The following is a 15142-nucleotide window of genomic DNA, read 5'->3' as shown; positions in this document are numbered from 1 at the left end:
GTCATTGATACTGCTCCAGTAGCGAGGCGATGCCTTCCGGCGTCAGATGAACGTGGGTATCTTCATCCACCATCATGGTCGGGCCTTTGTCGCAGTTGCCCAGGCAGCAGGTGGGCAGCAGCGTAAAGCGGCCATCCGCCGTCGTCTGACCGGGCTTGATGTTCAGATTCTGCTCCAGCGCCGCCTGAATGCCCTGATAGCCAGTGATGTGACACACTACGCTGTCGCAATAGCGGATAACGTGACGGCCGACCGGCTGGCGGAAAATCTGGCTGTAGAACGTGGCAACACCTTCAACGTCGCTGGCCGGAATGCCCAGCACCTCGGCGATAGCGTTGATGGCGCCATCTGGCACCCAGCCGCGCTGCTTCTGCACGATCTTCAGCGCCTCAATCGACGCCGCGCGCGCATCTTCATAGTGGTGTTTCTCGTGCTCGATGGCGTGATGCTCTTCCGCGCTCAGCACGAAGACCTCATTGGGGTCGATCGTTTGAATGGCAATTTTTTGATCGTGCATAATTAGCGGTCCACGTCTGACATAACAAAATCGATACTACCGAGGTAAACGATCAGGTCGGATACCAGGCTGCCGCGGATCACCGACGGGATCTGCTGCAGATGCGGGAAGCTCGGCGTGCGCACGCGGGTGCGGTAGCTCATGGTGCTGCCGTCGCTGGTCAGGTAGTAGCTATTGATTCCTTTGGTCGCCTCGATCATCTGGAAGGATTCGTTGGCCGGCATTACCGGGCCCCATGAAACCTGCAGGAAGTGCGTGATCAGCGTTTCAATATGCTGCAGCGTACGCTCCTTCGGCGGCGGCGTGGTCAGCGGGTGATCCGCCTTAAACGGCCCTTCCGGCATATTGTTCAGGCACTGCTCAAGGATGCGCAGCGACTGCCACATCTCTTCCATCTTCAGCTGTACGCGCGTGTAGGCGTCGCTGATGCCCGCACCGACCGGGATCTCGAAGTCAAAGTTTTCATAACCTGAATAGGGACGCCACTTACGCACGTCGAAATCCAGGCCGGTGGCGCGCAGCGCGGCGCCGGTGGTGCCCCAGGCCAGCGCCTCGTCCATATTGTAGGCGGCAACGCCTTTGGAACGGCCCACCAGCACGCTGTTGCGCAGCGCCGCCTTGTCATACTCCTTCAGGCGTTTCGGCATCCAGTCAAGGAAGTCGCGCAGCAGGCGCTCCCAGCCTTTCGGCAGGTCATGCGCTACGCCGCCGATACGGAACCAGGCCGGGTGCATACGGAAGCCGGTAATGGCTTCGACCACGTCATAAATTTTCTGGCGATCGGTAAAGGCAAAGAACACCGGCGTCATGGCGCCGACGTCCTGAATAAAGGTCGAGATATAGAGCAGATGGCTGTTGATGCGGAAGAGCTCAGAGAGCATCACGCGGATGACGTTAACGCGATCTGGCACCACAATGCCGGCCAGCTTTTCTACTGCCAGCACGTAAGGCATTTCGTTGACGCAGCCACCGAGATACTCAATGCGATCGGTATAAGGAATATAGCTGTGCCACGACTGGCGCTCACCCATCTTCTCCGCGCCGCGATGGTGGTAGCCGATATCGGGCACGCAGTCGACAATCTCTTCGCCGTCGAGCTGCAAGATTATACGGAAAGCACCGTGCGCTGACGGGTGATTTGGCCCCAGGTTGAGGAACATAAAGTCCTCGCTGGTAGTGCTGCGCTTCATGCCCCACTCTTCGGGCTTGAAGGTCAGCGCCTCCATCTCCAGATCCTCTTTCTGTTTTGTCAGCGTAAAGGGGTCGAACTCTGTCGCGCGCGCCGGATAATCTTTACGCAGCGGGTGGCCTTCCCAGGTCTGCGGCATCATGATGCGCGTCAGGTGCGGGTGGCCGTCGAAGGTCACACCGAACATCTCCCAGGTTTCACGCTCGTACCAGTTGGCGTTCGGGAAGATTTTCGTCAGCGTCGGCAGGTGCAGATCGTTCTCTGGCAGCGCCACCTTAAGCATGATGTCGCGGTTACGCTCGATCGACAGAAAATGATAGAAAACGGAAAAATCCGCGGCGGGCAGACCGGCGCGGTGGGTACGCAAACGCTCATCCATGCCATGCAGGTCATAGAGCATGATGTACGGCTTAGGCAGCTTGCGCAGGAAGGTCACGATCTCCAGCAGCTGCTCGCGCTTGACCCAGACCACGGGAATGCCCGTGCGGGTTGGCTGAACGGTAAAGGCATCCGGCCCAAAACGGTTACGCAGCTCGCCGATCACCGGGTCATCCAGGTGATCCCGGGTTTGCCATGCAGGCTGAGCGAGATCGTGCGTGGTTAAATCTGTCATACGTTACTCACCATTCCGGCCTGTCGCCAGGCACTCAAAAGAAGGCGTCAGGATGGGGCCGCGCATTAAATTGTGATGTTTTGCTGCGGGCGTGGAATCCATCCATGTACGGTGTTCTTACACTTCGTCAGGCGTGCGAAGATTGGTGACGGCGATGCGCTCGCCGCGTTTTCTCTCACGTTCTGACTGCATATTGGCGCGATAAACGCCCTGATCGCCGACGACCCACGACAGCGGACGGCGCTCTTTGCCGATCGACTCGCGCAGCAGCAGCAGCGCCTGCATATAGGCTTCCGGGCGCGGCGGGCAGCCGGGAATATAGACGTCAACTGGCAGAAACTTATCGACGCCCTGCACCACAGAGTAGATATCGTACATGCCGCCGGAGTTAGCGCAGGCGCCCATTGAGATCACCCATTTCGGCTCCAGCATCTGGTCATAGAGACGCTGAATCACCGGCGCCATTTTGGTGAAGGGCGTACCGGCGATCACCATAAAGTCCGCCTGGCGCGGCGAGGCGCGCATCACTTCCGCGCCGAAGCGCGCGACGTCGTGCACGGCGGTGAAGGAGGTGGTCATCTCTACATAGCAGCAGGACAAACCAAAGTTATAGGGCCACAGAGAGTTCTTACGGCCCCAGTTCACCATGTCATGCAGGGCATGCTCGAGCTTGCCCATGTAGACGCTGCGATGAACGTGCTGCTCAAGGGGATCGGCAACGATCTCCTGTTTTTGCAGAGGATAACGGTCGTTCTCACCACCGTTGGGGTCTATGCGGGTGAGCGTATAGTCCATCAGATTGCCTCGCTTTTACTGCTTATGAGGGTTGGTGTGACCGATCGGGCTGGATTTGACCACCACGCGACGACGTGCAGGCGCCCAGTCCAGCGCGCCGATACGCACCAGATAGACCAGCCCCGCCAGGAGCACCAAAATGAAAATTGCGGCTTCGACAAAGCCGACCCAGCCGCTTTCGCGGATTGAGGTCGCCCATGCGTATAAAAAGAGTGCCTCCACGTCAAAGATGACGAAGAACATGGCGACGAGGTAGAACTTCGCCGAGAGGCGGATATGGGTGTCACCCACAGATTCGATACCGGATTCGAACGGCGTCTCTTTATGACGCGCGCGGGCGCGGCCGCCTAAGAGCCATCCTCCGGTAAGCATAAAGGCGCAAAGGCCGAAAGCGATAATGACAAATATGATAAACGCCCAGTGATGAGCGACGACTTCGGTGGCTGTTGACATACTCTTTGCTTACTCATCAAAAGTGGCGATGGCATCCTGCGCGGGTCACTTGCAGCAAACGCACCACATCGATTCAAGGGAAGGAAAAAAACCTTATAAATTATGCTGTCATTATCAATTAGGCAGCAATTTTATGGGGTCTTTTACTCCTTTCTATAACCTTTTGTCAACTTTGACAAAAGTATCCAAACATTATTTTACACGCGCATCAAAATTTTAACATATGATGCGCGCGTTGCCAGCTAAATCGCTTCAGTCTGTATGGTCATTTAGAATGTAGCGTGAATTCAAATGCATGGATCGTGCATTTATCCAACGTATTCTGGCAGGCTTTCGCGCTTTTTCCTTCCCCTTGCCAGGGGTATTTTTTTGATCCAGCACACAAAACTGGCCTTTTTGTCCTTTTTTTCAGCAAATAGTGCCTAAATACGGAACAGAGCTTTCACATCTTTAGACAAATAATTTCATCTTTGCACTGATCGAAATGACGTTTTAGTTTGCTAAGGTAGGAAAAGCGCTTTTAGGGCGGAAATGGCGAAACAATGGCCTTTTAGGCGGATAAAAAAAGCCCTTCGATGCAGAAGCATAACGAAGGGCTTTTTTATTACAGTTTTAACAACTGGCAGGCGGAACGAACAGGAACGGGCAATCGTCTCTGCCGGTTACTCTTCATCATCCAGCAACAGCGTCCCATCTGGATTGGCGCTCAGGTTGTAGGGATCGTTGGTGGACTGCATGGCGTTGAAAATCGCCAGCGCCAGTTCGTTATCACTGTCGGGATTGCGGCACAGCAGGTACTGCGTGTCCGGCAGCACTGGCAGACCTTCCGCCGCGCCCATGACGCGCAGTTCCGGACTCGTCATCTCCACCGGACGCGCCGTCACGCCCAGGCCCGCTTTCACCGCGGCGCGTACCGCAGCCAGCGTAGAGGCAACGTAGGAGATACGCCACGGAATGCCCGCTTCGTTGAGGTGATCGATCGCCATATCGCGGTACGGGCTGGGTTCATCCAGCAGCACCAGAGGAATCGCTTCGCCGCGCTGAAAGATATAATCCGCCGCGCAGTACCACAGCGTCGGCGAGGTACGCAGCACCTGATGGGTAAAGCTGCCGGGGCTTGAGGTCGTCACAACCAGATCGACTTCGCCCTGGTTCAGCATCTCCATCATAAAGGGATTGCGCTTTACGCGGACGTCGATCGCCAGCTTTGGATAGACCGAGGTCACGCGGTTAAGCAGGAACGGCAGGATGGTGTCAGAGGTGTCATCTGAGGCGCCGATAGTCAGCACGCCCTGGATGTTGCTGTACATCAGGGATGTGCAGGCCTCATCGTTGAAACGCAAGATTTTTCTGGCGTAGCCTAACAGCTGGATACCGTGCTCAGTTAATAATTTATTACGTCCATGTCTGGCAAACAGCTCTTTACCTACCAATTGCTCCAGACGCTGCATCTGCTGGCTGACGGCCGACTGGGTTCGGCACACAGCGGCAGCGGCCGCCGCAAACGTGTTCAGGTCCGCAACGGCAACAAACGTTCTCAGCAGATCGAGGTCGAGATTGAGTATCGGACGATTTGCATTAGTCATGTTTTCTTCACTTATAAGATTTTTAAAAAACTACTACCCTGGTGTTATTACGCTACTTATCAAAGAGATAAGCGGTAATTATGCTCATTGCCGGTCCTGTGTGAGACCGTCAAAGAAATTCGTGTCAGACGTATACCGACAAACGCGCATCCCGAAACAGCGGGAAAGCAGCGTTGAGTAGACAGAAACAACTTCTGGACTGACAGCGCGGGAGCGCAATTGCAGTAAGCTGCGTTGGTGTCTAGGGTTCCGTACCTAAAGCGGACGGAAAAAGCCAGCTACGGGATGATGAATTGCATAGCGGCTAAATACGGCAAATAATAAATTATACTTAATCATTTTTAACTTCAAAATGGAAATGATTTTGTGAAAAGCATCGTAATTTTTGACCAAATCGCATTTCAGGCCCATCCCGACACATCGCTGTGCAATTTTTAACCATCTGATTTCTGAAAGTCGAGATAAAGGGCGAAGATACGCCTTGAATACCTTTTATCAGGTATGGAGTGGCCCTCCCGCACAGGGAACTTTTCTGGCTAGTTAGAGACAACAAGGGGTCCCGCCGAGTGCGTGCACCTCCCGGCTGGCTTATACTGGGGCGAGCGCGGGTTAATCTTTAAGCATTCCTGTAAAATAGCTTAACTATTTCCCTGTTCATCTACTTACCTTTCCGCTCATAATTTGGTCGGAAACTTCGCAATTGCTTCTTTGCGCGACGGATAGCATCGTTTACAGCCAAAATCGCGTAAGCCAGAGAGAAATATCGCTGAGGAATAAAAAATCAGTTTTTGTAACCAGCTAATTGCAAAGAAATTACGTTTTGCCCCATGGCTGACGTAAAAAGATGGCAAAGACGCCAAAACCGGCCGCTGCCCTTCTTTTGTCGCATTGAGGAGAGTACATTGTGCTGGTTTGATTTCTGCGGCAGTAAAAGGATTCTGCCCATAAAGGCGACTAAAAATGACTTTTCAAATTGATAAATCCGGCAAGCTGGAAAACGTCTGTTACGACATTCGCGGGCCGGTACTTAAAGAGGCTAAACGTCTCGAAGAAGAAGGCAATAAAGTTCTTAAGCTCAATATCGGTAACCCCGCGCCTTTCGGTTTCGAAGCGCCGGATGAAATCCTGGTCGATGTCATTCGCAACCTGCCGAGCGCGCAGGGCTACTGCGATTCAAAAGGGCTCTACTCGGCGCGCAAAGCGATTATGCAGCACTACCAGGCGCGCGATATCCGCGACGTCACGGTTGAAGATATCTATATCGGCAACGGCGTTTCCGAACTGATCGTACAGGCGATGCAGGCGCTGCTGAACAGCGGCGACGAGATGCTGGTGCCCGCGCCCGACTATCCACTCTGGACGGCGGCGGTCTCGCTCTCCAGCGGTAAAGCGGTGCACTATCTGTGCGACGAATCGTCCGACTGGTTCCCCGATCTTGATGATATTCGCAGCAAAATTACGCCGCGCACCCGCGGCATCGTCATTATTAACCCGAACAATCCCACCGGTGCGGTCTACAGCAAAGCGCTGCTGCTGGAGATCGTCGAGATCGCACGTCAGCATAACCTGATCATTTTCGCTGACGAAATCTACGACAAGATCCTTTACGACGCGTCGCAGCACCATTCGATCGCCGCGCTGGCGCCCGATCTGCTGACCGTGACCTTTAACGGCCTCTCGAAAACCTACCGCGTGGCGGGTTTTCGTCAGGGCTGGATGGTGCTTAACGGGCCGAAGAAACACGCGAAAGGCTATATCGAAGGGCTGGAAATGCTCGCCTCGATGCGCCTGTGCGCTAACGTACCGGCTCAGCATGCGATTCAGACCGCGCTGGGCGGCTATCAAAGCATCAGCGAATTTATCGCGCCGGGCGGCCGACTCTACGAGCAGCGCCAGCGCGCCTGGGAGCTGATCAACGATATTCCCGGCGTCAGCTGCGTGAAGCCGAACGGCGCGCTCTATATGTTCCCGCGCATTGATGCGAAGAAGTTCAATATTCACGACGACCAGAAGATGGTGCTGGACTTTTTGCTGCAGGAAAAGGTGCTGCTGGTGCAGGGCTCCGCCTTTAACTGGCCATGGCCAGACCATGTGCGTATTGTTACCCTGCCGCGCGTCGACGATCTGGAGATGGCGATCGGCAAGTTTGACCGTTTCCTGCAAGGCTATCGCCAGTAAAACCCGCCGCGTATACTGACAGCATTTGGGGAAGCGCGACGCTTCCCCCGTTGCTGACAGGATAACGCATGACCCGAAGCCACTTTTTCGCCCATCTCTCCCGCCTCAAACTGATCAACCGCTGGCCGCTGATGCGCAATGTGCGCACCGAAAATGTGTCGGAGCATAGCCTGCAAGTCGCGATGGTGGCGCATGCGCTCGCCGTGATTAAAAACAAAAAATTCAGCGGCGCGCTCAACGCCGATCGCATCGCGATGCTGGCGCTTTATCACGACGCCAGCGAAGTGCTTACCGGCGATCTACCGACGCCAGTGAAGTATTACAACGCGCAAATCGCCCATGAGTATAAAAAGATCGAGAAGATTGCCCAGCAGAAGCTGATCGAGATGCTGCCCGAAGAGCTGCAGGAGGTTTACCGTCCGCTGCTTGACGAGCACCAGCATAGCGAAGAGGAGCAGTCGGTGGTGAAGCAGGCGGACGCGCTCTGCGCCTACCTGAAGTGCCTTGAGGAGCTCTCAGCGGGCAATAACGAGTTCCTGCTGGCCAAGGCGCGTCTGGAGAAAACGCTGCAGCAGCGCCGCACGCCGGAAATGGACTATTTCGTCGAGGTGTTTATTCCCAGCTTCAGCCTCTCGCTGGATGAGATTTCGCAGGACTCCCCACTGTAACGCGGCGGCGTCTCGCGCCGCCGGTTGCGCTTAGCCAGGCAAATGCAGCGCGAAGCCCCCTTCAGCCTGCGGAGTGACCCGCAATGATGCCAGCGAATTGAGCTGCATCAGGGTTTCGCCGAGACGCGGCGTATCCTCAGGTGCGTTAATCGCGACCACCGCGCAGCCAGCATCTAGCCCAGAGAGAATGCCGGCGGGCGCGTCCTCGACCACCACGCACCTTTCCGCCGCCAGCCCCAATTTTTCCGCGCCAAGCAAATAGGGATCCGGCGCAGGCTTGCCCTTCTCAACCTGTTCTGCCGTGATAAATACCGACGGCAGAGGCAGACCGGCGGCCTGATGGCGCGCGTGCGCTACCGGCACTGAGCCGGAGGTCACAATAGCCCAGGGGATTTGCAGCGCGTTTAAGCGCGTCAGCAGCGCGTGCGCGCCCGGCAGCGCCCGCACGCCGTCGGTATCCTGCGCTTCGTTTTGCTCCAGCGCGCGAAACTCCGCCTGAATCGCCGCTTCCGGCTGGCCCGCCATAAAATGGCGCAGCGAGGCGATCGCCTGCTTGCCGTGAATAAAACTCAGGATCTCCTCGGCCGCGATGCCGTGTCGCGCCCCCCAGTTGCTCCACGCACGCTCTACCGCTGGCAGCGAATCCACCAGCGTGCCATCCAGATCAAATAAAAAACCGCTATAGGTCACAAGAGGCTCCCGTCAGGCGTTAATAATCTGCGCGATTTCTGTCGCGCTCAGATGATATTGACGCGGACAAGTGTGCCACACCGCCAGCATACGTCGATACTTTTCCCACATCGGCGTCTGCGCATTGAAGCCGTGCGTGCCGGAATCAAAGTGGGTATAGCGCCCTTCGGTATTGACCATAAAGCGCACGTAGCCGAGGTAGCGCGCTTCAGTGGCGGCATCAAAGCCAAGGAAAGCGAGGCGGCGTTCGTCCAGCGAGGCTTTATCGCCAAGGTTCGACCAGGAGACGTGCAGCGCATGATGCATTTCCATAATGTCGATAATGGCCCGGCAGGTCTCTTCCGTCAGTTCACCGAACTCTTTATCCAGCTCGCGCATCTGTAGCCCGTAGCCCCGCTCAATAATGGTCTGATAGCGGCGATAGCGCTCGGCGTTGTCCGGCTCCAGCATGGCCATCATTTTGTACTGGTTAGAGAGAATCAGACGCTGCGCGTGGGTCATTTCCATCGTAGGCTCCTGGGCCGACAGGCCGCTCAAGTAGTAGACGGAAAATAGTGGCATAAGGCGGGTGATGCGGGTATGACCGCATCACTTTTCTTTGATTTAGACCCGGTTGAGCAACAAATTCTCTCGGCGGGAAAAAGGCGGTCGATCAAAGATCGTCAAGGAAGGTGCGATCCAGCTGCTTGAATGCTCGCTTTAACAGGTCAGCCAGCGCCTGATAGGTCGGCTTGCCCTCGACCGGCGCAATCGCCTGACCCGCTTCTTCCAGGCGGGCGCGCACTTCGTGGAACCAGTGCAGCAGCGTAGGCGGCAGCGGCGTTACGGAGCGTTTGCCCAGCCACCACAGCCCCTGCATCGGCAGACTACAGGCAAAAAGCGCGGTAGCGACTGCCGGGCCCAGCTGTCCGCCCAGTGCGATCTGCCAGGTCAGCGTAAATACCGCCAGCGGCGGCATAAAGCGGATGGCAAAACGGGTCACGCTCGAGACGCGATTTTCAGGAAAGATTGGCGCGAGGCGTTTGTCATTCGGCCAGGTCTTCATATAGTGCTGGCCGTTTTGAAAAATACGGAACCAGCCAGTATTGCCAGAATCATTCGCCATGGCGGACCTCAACTAAAACTGCAAAAAATAAAATTATTTTATAACTACACAACTTTACGTGACATCCTTCAAAATTTTTTGTCTTTAAAGGGCAGTCTCGCTATGCTGATCCGCCTTGATAACCTACCGGAAGCGGGTAAAAACGTAAATCACAAACGTAGCGGCCAGCTTTCGCTAAGTAAACTTCAAAAAATTGCGTAAAATTACCGAAATTTTTTGCGGGAAAGCAACATTTTGACTACCGCAGCGGAGTTATGATTAAGCTCCCCGCATTCATGGGCTACGCTGATAGTCTGATTGCCTTTTTTTTAGCCACTTTTAACAAATAGGTACTTCCATGTCGAGTAAGTTAGTACTGGTTCTGAACTGCGGCAGCTCTTCACTGAAGTTCGCCATCCTTAATGCCGCCAGCGGAGAGGAATACCTCTCCGGCCTGGCCGAATGCTTCCACCTTCCGGAAGCGCGCATTAAGTGGAAACTGGACGGCGAAAAACACGAAGCGCCCCTCGGCGCGGGTGCCGCACATAGCGAAGCCCTGAATTTCATCGTTAAAACTATTCTGGCACAAAAACCAGCGCTGTCGGCACAAATTGCTGCAATTGGTCATCGCATCGTGCATGGCGGTGAGCAGCTGACAGAATCGGTGCTTATTACCGACGAAGTAGTCCAGGGTATTAAAGACAACGCCTCCTTCGCGCCGCTGCACAATCCGGCGCATCTGATCGGCATTGAAGAGGCGATGAAAAACTTCCCGCACCTCTCCGACAAAAATGTGGCGGTTTTCGACACGGCTTTCCATCAGACTATGCCGGAAGAGTCCTATCTTTATGCCCTGCCCTATCGCCTCTATAAGGAGCACGGCGTTCGTCGCTACGGCGCGCACGGCACCAGCCACTACTACGTTACGCACGAAGCGGCAAAGATCCTGAACAAACCGGTCGATGAACTCAATATCATTACCTGCCACCTCGGCAACGGCGCCTCTGTAGCGGCGGTGCGTAACGGCAAGTGCGTCGATACCTCAATGGGCCTGACCCCACTGGAAGGTCTGGTGATGGGCACCCGCAGCGGCGATATCGATCCGGCCATTATTTTCTATCTGCACGACACCCTGGGCATGAGCGTCGACGCCATCAACAAGCTGCTGACCAAAGAGTCCGGCCTGCTGGGCCTGACTGACGTGACCAGCGACTGCCGCTATGTCGAAGACAACTATGAAACCAAAGAGGACGCGAAGCGCGCCATGGATGTTTTCTGTCATCGTCTGGCAAAATACATCGGCAGCTACAGCGCTATGATGGAAGGTCGCCTGGATGCGGTGATCTTTACCGGCGGCATCGGCGAAAATGCGGCGATGGTCCGCGAGCTGTCGCTGAAAAAGCTGGGCCTGCTCGGCTTTGAGGTCGATCATGAGCGCAACCTGGCGGCGCGCTTCGGCAAATCCGGCTTTATTAATAAAGAGGGCACCCGCCCGGCGATTGTTATCCCCACGAATGAAGAGCTGGTAATCGCCCAGGATGCGGCGCGACTTACCGCCTGATGTTTCCTTCACCGTCAGCTTCGGCTGACGGCGTTGTTTTTGACACTACCTAAAGCGAGGTTCAAACGTGTCGCGTACAATCATGCTTATTCCTACCGGCACCAGCGTCGGCCTGACCAGCGTCAGCCTCGGCGTTATTCGTGCCATGGAGCGTAAAGGCGTTCGTCTCAGCGTCTTCAAACCTATCGCGCAGCCGCGCGCTGGCGGCGATAAGCCGGACCAGACCACGATGATCATTCGGAAGAACTCGTCGATTCCCGCCGCCGATCCGCTCAAGATGTCGCGCGTGGAGTCGCTGCTGGGCGCTAACCAGCAGGACGTGCTGATGGAAGAGATCATCGCGCGCTACCACGAAAATACCAAAGAGGCGGAAGTGGTGCTGGTTGAAGGCCTGGTGCCGACGCGTAAGCATCAGTTCGCCAACGCGCTCAACTATGAGATCGCCAGGACGCTTAACGCCGAGATCGTGTTTGTTATGGCGCTGGGCAACGATTCACCCGCTCAGCTGAAAGAGCGCATCGAACTGACGCAAAGCAGCTTCGGCGGCAGTAAGAACAAAAACATTACCGGCGTCATCATTAACAAGCTGAACGCGCCGGTGGATGAGCAGGGCCGCACGCGCCCGGATCTGTCGGAAATTTTCGACGACTCCACCAAGGCGAGCGTCGCCAATATCGACCCGAAACAGCTGTTCGCCGACAGCCCGCTGCCGATACTGGGCTGCGTGCCCTGGAGCTTCGATCTGATCGCCACGCGCGCCATCGATATGTGCCGTCACCTCCATGCTGAAGTGATTAACGAAGGCGAGATTGCCACGCGCCGCGTTAAGTCGGTGACCTTCTGCGCGCGCAGCCTGCCGCATATGCTGGAGCATTTCCGTCCCGGCTCGCTGCTGGTGACCTCGGCAGACCGCCCCGACGTGCTGGTAGCCGCCTGCCTCGCCGCGATGAACGGCATAGAGATTGGCGCCATCCTGCTGACCGGCGGCTACGAGATCGACAGCCGCATCGCGAAGCTGTGCGAGCGCGCCTTCCAGACTGGCCTGCCGGTCTTTATGGTGAAAACCAACACCTGGCAAACCTCGCTCAGCCTGCAGAGCTTCAACCTGGAAGTGCCGAGCGACGATACCCAGCGCGTAGAGAAAGTGCAGGAGTATGTCGCCAGCTATATCAACGCCGACTGGATCGAATCGCTGACCGCGACCTCTGAACGCAGCCGTCGCCTGTCACCGCCGGCCTTCCGCTATCAGCTCACCGAGCTGGCGCGCAAAGCGGGCAAACGCATCGTGCTGCCGGAAGGCGATGAGCCGCGCACCGTCAAAGCCGCCGCCATCTGCGCCGAGCGCGGCATCGCGACCTGCGTGCTGCTGGGCAATCCCGATGAGATCCAGCGCGTCGCCGCCGCACAGGGCGTAGAACTGGGCAAAGGCATCGAAATTGTTGATCCCGAAGTGGTTCGCAACAACTACGTGCCGCGCCTGGTCGAGCTGCGTAAGAACAAAGGCATGACCGAAGTGGTGGCGCAGGAGCAGCTGGAAGACAACGTGGTGCTGGGCACCATGATGCTGGAGAGCGGCGAAGTGGATGGTCTGGTGTCAGGCGCCGTGCACACCACCGCCAATACCATTCGTCCGCCGCTGCAGCTGATCAAAACCGCGCCAAACAGCTCGCTGGTCTCCTCGGTGTTCTTTATGCTGCTGCCGGAGCAGGTGCTGGTCTATGGCGACTGCGCCATCAACCCAGACCCGACCGCGGAACAGCTGGCGGAAATCGCCATTCAGTCTGCCGACTCCGCCCATGCGTTCGGCATCGAACCGCGTGTGGCGATGATCTCCTACTCAACCGGCACCTCCGGCGCCGGCAGCGACGTGGAAAAAGTGCGTGAAGCGACGCGTATCGCGCAGGAGAAACGTCCGGATCTGGTGATCGACGGCCCGCTGCAGTATGACGCGGCGATTATGGAAGATGTGGCCAAATCCAAAGCGCCGAACTCGGCAGTCGCCGGTCGCGCCACGGTGTTTATCTTCCCGGATCTCAACACCGGCAACACCACCTACAAAGCGGTGCAGCGCTCGGCGGATCTGATCTCTATCGGTCCAATGCTGCAGGGTATGCGCAAGCCGGTTAACGACCTGTCGCGCGGCGCACTGGTCGACGATATTGTCTATACCATCGCCCTGACCGCGATCCAGTCGCAGCAGGCGGAAGGCTAAGCCTGCGCGCGGGTAACGGTCAGAAAAGTAGAGCGTCCGCCGCAGGGAAGCGGCGGCCGAGGCCACACGGATGCGATCGCGCCGACTTTACGTAACCCGGCTGTTGCCCTCGTCTGAACAGCACAAGCATCACCGGCCGCAAAAACAAAAAAACGCCCGGACGGGCGTTTTTTTCAACCAGATATTTTTACGCGTCGCCGTTACGCGTCAGCCACAGCGACAGCGCCTTGAGCGAATCATCGGTGAACTCGTCGCAGCGCGCGGTAATCTCATCGGGGGTCATCCAGAACACCTCATCCACCTCCTCTTCCTGCATGGCGAACGGGCCGTGATAAACGCAGCTGAACAATCCGCCCCAGACGCGGACATGCTCATCTTCGAAGTAGAACTTGCCGTGCTCGGCGAAAGGCACATCGGCAATGCCCAACTCCTCCTCGGCTTCGCGGCGCGCCGACTCCAGCAGATCTTCGCCGCTCTGCACCACGCCGCCCGCGGTGGCGTCCAGCATGCCGGGCATGAAGTCTTTGGTCTCGGTGCGGCGCTGCACCAGAATCTTGCCTGCGCCGTCATGCACCACAATATAGGTGGCGCGATGGCGCATACGCTGCGCGCGCATCTGTGCACGCGTTGCCTGCGCAATCACTTCATTCTCTTCATTAACGATATCGACCCACTCGATAGCGTCGCCCGCGGTTTGATCCACCATCCGGTAACCCTTTTCTGTTCTGGCGTGCCGTGCGACACGCGCCTGATTGCCACGTCGTTGTTATAGTGTGCTGTAAGGTAATCACTTCCGCTCGCCTGAGCAAGCGGCGCAAACTATCGTTGTTTGCCGCTTTCCGCCAGCCAGAGCTGCACCGAGGCGCGCTGCCACTGAAATTCAGCATATTCCCTGAGCTTATCAGGCAGCGCGTCGCCGTGCAGCGCCAGACGGTTCAGCATCACCGCTAAATCCGTATCGGCAATGGACCACTCGCCGAACAGATTCTGCTGCTTGTCCGGCAGCAAGCGCAGACTCGCCGCAACCAGTTTCTCCGCTGCCTGCGCCGCCGCCGCGCTCAACGGCGGGAAACGCTCGCCGGCGAATAACACTTCCGTTGGCCGCTCCTGACGAAGGGGCAAAAAATCGCTGCGCAGCCACGCCTGCACTTCGCGCGCCCGCGCGCGCTTCTCGCGATCGCGCGGATAGAGGCGCTCAAACTCAGGCGCCGGAAAGCGCTCTTCCAGATATTCAGCGATAGCAGAGGATTCGCTCAGCACGAAATCGGCAATCTGCAGCGTCGGCACGCGGCAGGTGAGCGACAGCGCGCGATAGTCGCTATGGAACTGCTGACTTTGCGCAAGATCGACGCGTTTCAGCGAAAAGGGAATGCCCTTTTCCGTTAGCGCGACGTAAACCGACAGAGCGTAAGGACTAAAAAACAGTGAATCAGACCACAGGGTGATGGACGGGTAATTCATCTGTTACCTCAACTGGCTTATCCGGGTAGCCTGATATTTACCGACTTTCTTTCCGCAAAGCAATGTCCGGCTGGTCCGATCTTCTCAAAGCGCGACGCACTGCGGCAGCGCGCGGCCGCGCTTCTTCTATGCTGA

General features: G+C 56.6%; 13 protein-coding genes and 1 pseudogene. 4 read left to right on the top strand and 10 right to left on the bottom strand.

What is annotated here, in order from left to right; translation table 11 throughout:
* Nucleotide 1: 1 nt before the first annotated feature.
* From nuoE to lrhA, 5 genes and pseudogenes are all read right to left on the bottom strand, one after another.
* Nucleotides 2-545 (bottom strand): annotated as a pseudogene (nuoE, locus tag Q9R34_RS15075) (NADH-quinone oxidoreductase subunit NuoE).
* Nucleotides 520-2319 (bottom strand): NADH-quinone oxidoreductase subunit C/D, encoded by a 1800-nt coding sequence (gene nuoC, locus Q9R34_RS15070; RefSeq protein WP_485894730.1) that lies wholly within the window; start codon nt 2317-2319, stop codon nt 520-522. The pseudogene nuoE and the gene nuoC overlap by 26 nt, the downstream one beginning before the upstream one ends.
* A 117-nt stretch (nt 2320-2436) precedes the next feature.
* Nucleotides 2437-3114 carry a NuoB/complex I 20 kDa subunit family protein gene (locus tag Q9R34_RS15065; protein WP_033750488.1) on the bottom strand — a complete coding sequence of 226 codons (678 nt, stop codon included), beginning with the start codon at nt 3112-3114 and terminating at the stop codon, nt 2437-2439.
* A gap of 15 nt (nt 3115-3129) precedes the next feature.
* Complete coding sequence (locus tag Q9R34_RS15060; protein ID WP_033750490.1) at nt 3130-3567, bottom strand: NADH-quinone oxidoreductase subunit A; 438 nt, start codon at nt 3565-3567, stop codon at nt 3130-3132.
* A gap of 662 nt (nt 3568-4229) precedes the next feature.
* Nucleotides 4230-5153, bottom strand: coding sequence for a transcriptional regulator LrhA (gene lrhA / locus Q9R34_RS15055; protein WP_485894727.1), 924 nt, complete (start codon nt 5151-5153; stop codon nt 4230-4232).
* Nucleotides 5154-6113: 960 nt separating this feature from the next.
* Between lrhA and Q9R34_RS15050 the strand changes: the two genes are divergently transcribed.
* Entirely contained in the window at nt 6114-7331 is a 1218-nt protein-coding gene (locus tag Q9R34_RS15050; RefSeq protein ID WP_033791642.1) for a pyridoxal phosphate-dependent aminotransferase, read from the top strand.
* Nucleotides 7332-7399: 68 nt separating this feature from the next.
* Nucleotides 7400-7999: a 5'-deoxynucleotidase gene (gene yfbR / locus Q9R34_RS15045; RefSeq protein WP_434122774.1), complete on the top strand. Its 600-nt coding sequence runs from the start codon at nt 7400-7402 to the stop codon at nt 7997-7999.
* Nucleotides 8000-8029: 30 nt separating this feature from the next.
* Here the strand turns inward: yfbR and Q9R34_RS15040 are convergent, their stop codons facing one another.
* The 3 genes from Q9R34_RS15040 to yfbV all read right to left on the bottom strand — a co-directional run bounded on the left by Q9R34_RS15040 (nt 8030) and on the right by yfbV (nt 9794).
* Nucleotides 8030-8689 (bottom strand): sugar phosphatase, encoded by a 660-nt coding sequence (locus Q9R34_RS15040; protein ID WP_434122773.1) that lies wholly within the window; start codon nt 8687-8689, stop codon nt 8030-8032.
* 12 nt (nt 8690-8701) lie between these two features.
* Nucleotides 8702-9196: a YfbU family protein gene (locus tag Q9R34_RS15035; RefSeq protein WP_485894725.1), complete on the bottom strand. Its 495-nt coding sequence runs from the start codon at nt 9194-9196 to the stop codon at nt 8702-8704.
* A gap of 145 nt (nt 9197-9341) precedes the next feature.
* Entirely contained in the window at nt 9342-9794 is a 453-nt protein-coding gene (gene yfbV, locus Q9R34_RS15030) for a terminus macrodomain insulation protein YfbV (RefSeq protein WP_434122771.1), read from the bottom strand.
* A gap of 337 nt (nt 9795-10131) precedes the next feature.
* Here yfbV and ackA point away from each other — a divergent pair, with 337 nt between their 5' ends.
* Nucleotides 10132-11334: an acetate kinase gene (ackA, locus tag Q9R34_RS15025; RefSeq protein ID WP_434122769.1), complete on the top strand. Its 1203-nt coding sequence runs from the start codon at nt 10132-10134 to the stop codon at nt 11332-11334.
* Nucleotides 11335-11401: 67 nt separating this feature from the next.
* On the top strand, nt 11402-13546 hold the full coding sequence (gene pta / locus Q9R34_RS15020; RefSeq protein ID WP_434122768.1) for a phosphate acetyltransferase: 2145 nt from the start codon (nt 11402-11404) through the stop codon (nt 13544-13546).
* 187 nt (nt 13547-13733) lie between these two features.
* On the opposite strand, the gene yfcD is transcribed toward pta, so the two are convergent.
* Together yfcD and yfcF are read right to left on the bottom strand one after the other, a co-directional pair.
* Nucleotides 13734-14252, bottom strand: coding sequence for an NUDIX hydrolase YfcD (gene yfcD, locus Q9R34_RS15015; protein ID WP_033750514.1), 519 nt, complete (start codon nt 14250-14252; stop codon nt 13734-13736).
* Between the two features lie 113 nt (nt 14253-14365).
* Entirely contained in the window at nt 14366-15007 is a 642-nt protein-coding gene (yfcF, locus tag Q9R34_RS15010) for a glutathione transferase (RefSeq protein ID WP_434122767.1), read from the bottom strand.
* Nucleotides 15008-15142: the final 135 nt, after the last annotated feature.

The organism is Enterobacter sp. BRE11 (assembly GCF_031844285.1).
Lineage (GTDB): Bacteria > Pseudomonadota > Gammaproteobacteria > Enterobacterales > Enterobacteriaceae > Pantoea.
Note: the sequence above shows the minus strand (reverse complement) of the source record. Positions and strands in the feature narration are given on the sequence as shown.

Bases quoted from the DNA above. Each gene is read 5' to 3' on its own strand.
- Q9R34_RS15050 (WP_033791642.1), top strand. From the start codon at position 6,114: ATGACTTTTCAAATTGATAAATCCGGCAAGCTGGAAAACGTCTGTTAC.
- Q9R34_RS15035 (WP_485894725.1), bottom strand. From the start codon at position 9,196: ATGGAAATGACCCACGCGCAGCGTCTGATTCTCTCTAACCAGTACAAA.
- Q9R34_RS15065 (WP_033750488.1), bottom strand. From the start codon at position 3,114: ATGGACTATACGCTCACCCGCATAGACCCCAACGGTGGTGAGAACGAC.
- yfbV (WP_434122771.1), bottom strand. From the start codon at position 9,794: ATGGCGAATGATTCTGGCAATACTGGCTGGTTCCGTATTTTTCAAAAC.
- yfcF (WP_434122767.1), bottom strand. From the start codon at position 15,007: ATGAATTACCCGTCCATCACCCTGTGGTCTGATTCACTGTTTTTTAGT.
- yfbR (WP_434122774.1), top strand. From the start codon at position 7,400: ATGACCCGAAGCCACTTTTTCGCCCATCTCTCCCGCCTCAAACTGATC.
- yfcD (WP_033750514.1), bottom strand. From the start codon at position 14,252: ATGGTGGATCAAACCGCGGGCGACGCTATCGAGTGGGTCGATATCGTT.
- lrhA (WP_485894727.1), bottom strand. From the start codon at position 5,153: ATGACTAATGCAAATCGTCCGATACTCAATCTCGACCTCGATCTGCTG.
- ackA (WP_434122769.1), top strand. From the start codon at position 10,132: ATGTCGAGTAAGTTAGTACTGGTTCTGAACTGCGGCAGCTCTTCACTG.
- Q9R34_RS15060 (WP_033750490.1), bottom strand. From the start codon at position 3,567: ATGTCAACAGCCACCGAAGTCGTCGCTCATCACTGGGCGTTTATCATA.
- nuoC (WP_485894730.1), bottom strand. From the start codon at position 2,319: ATGACAGATTTAACCACGCACGATCTCGCTCAGCCTGCATGGCAAACC.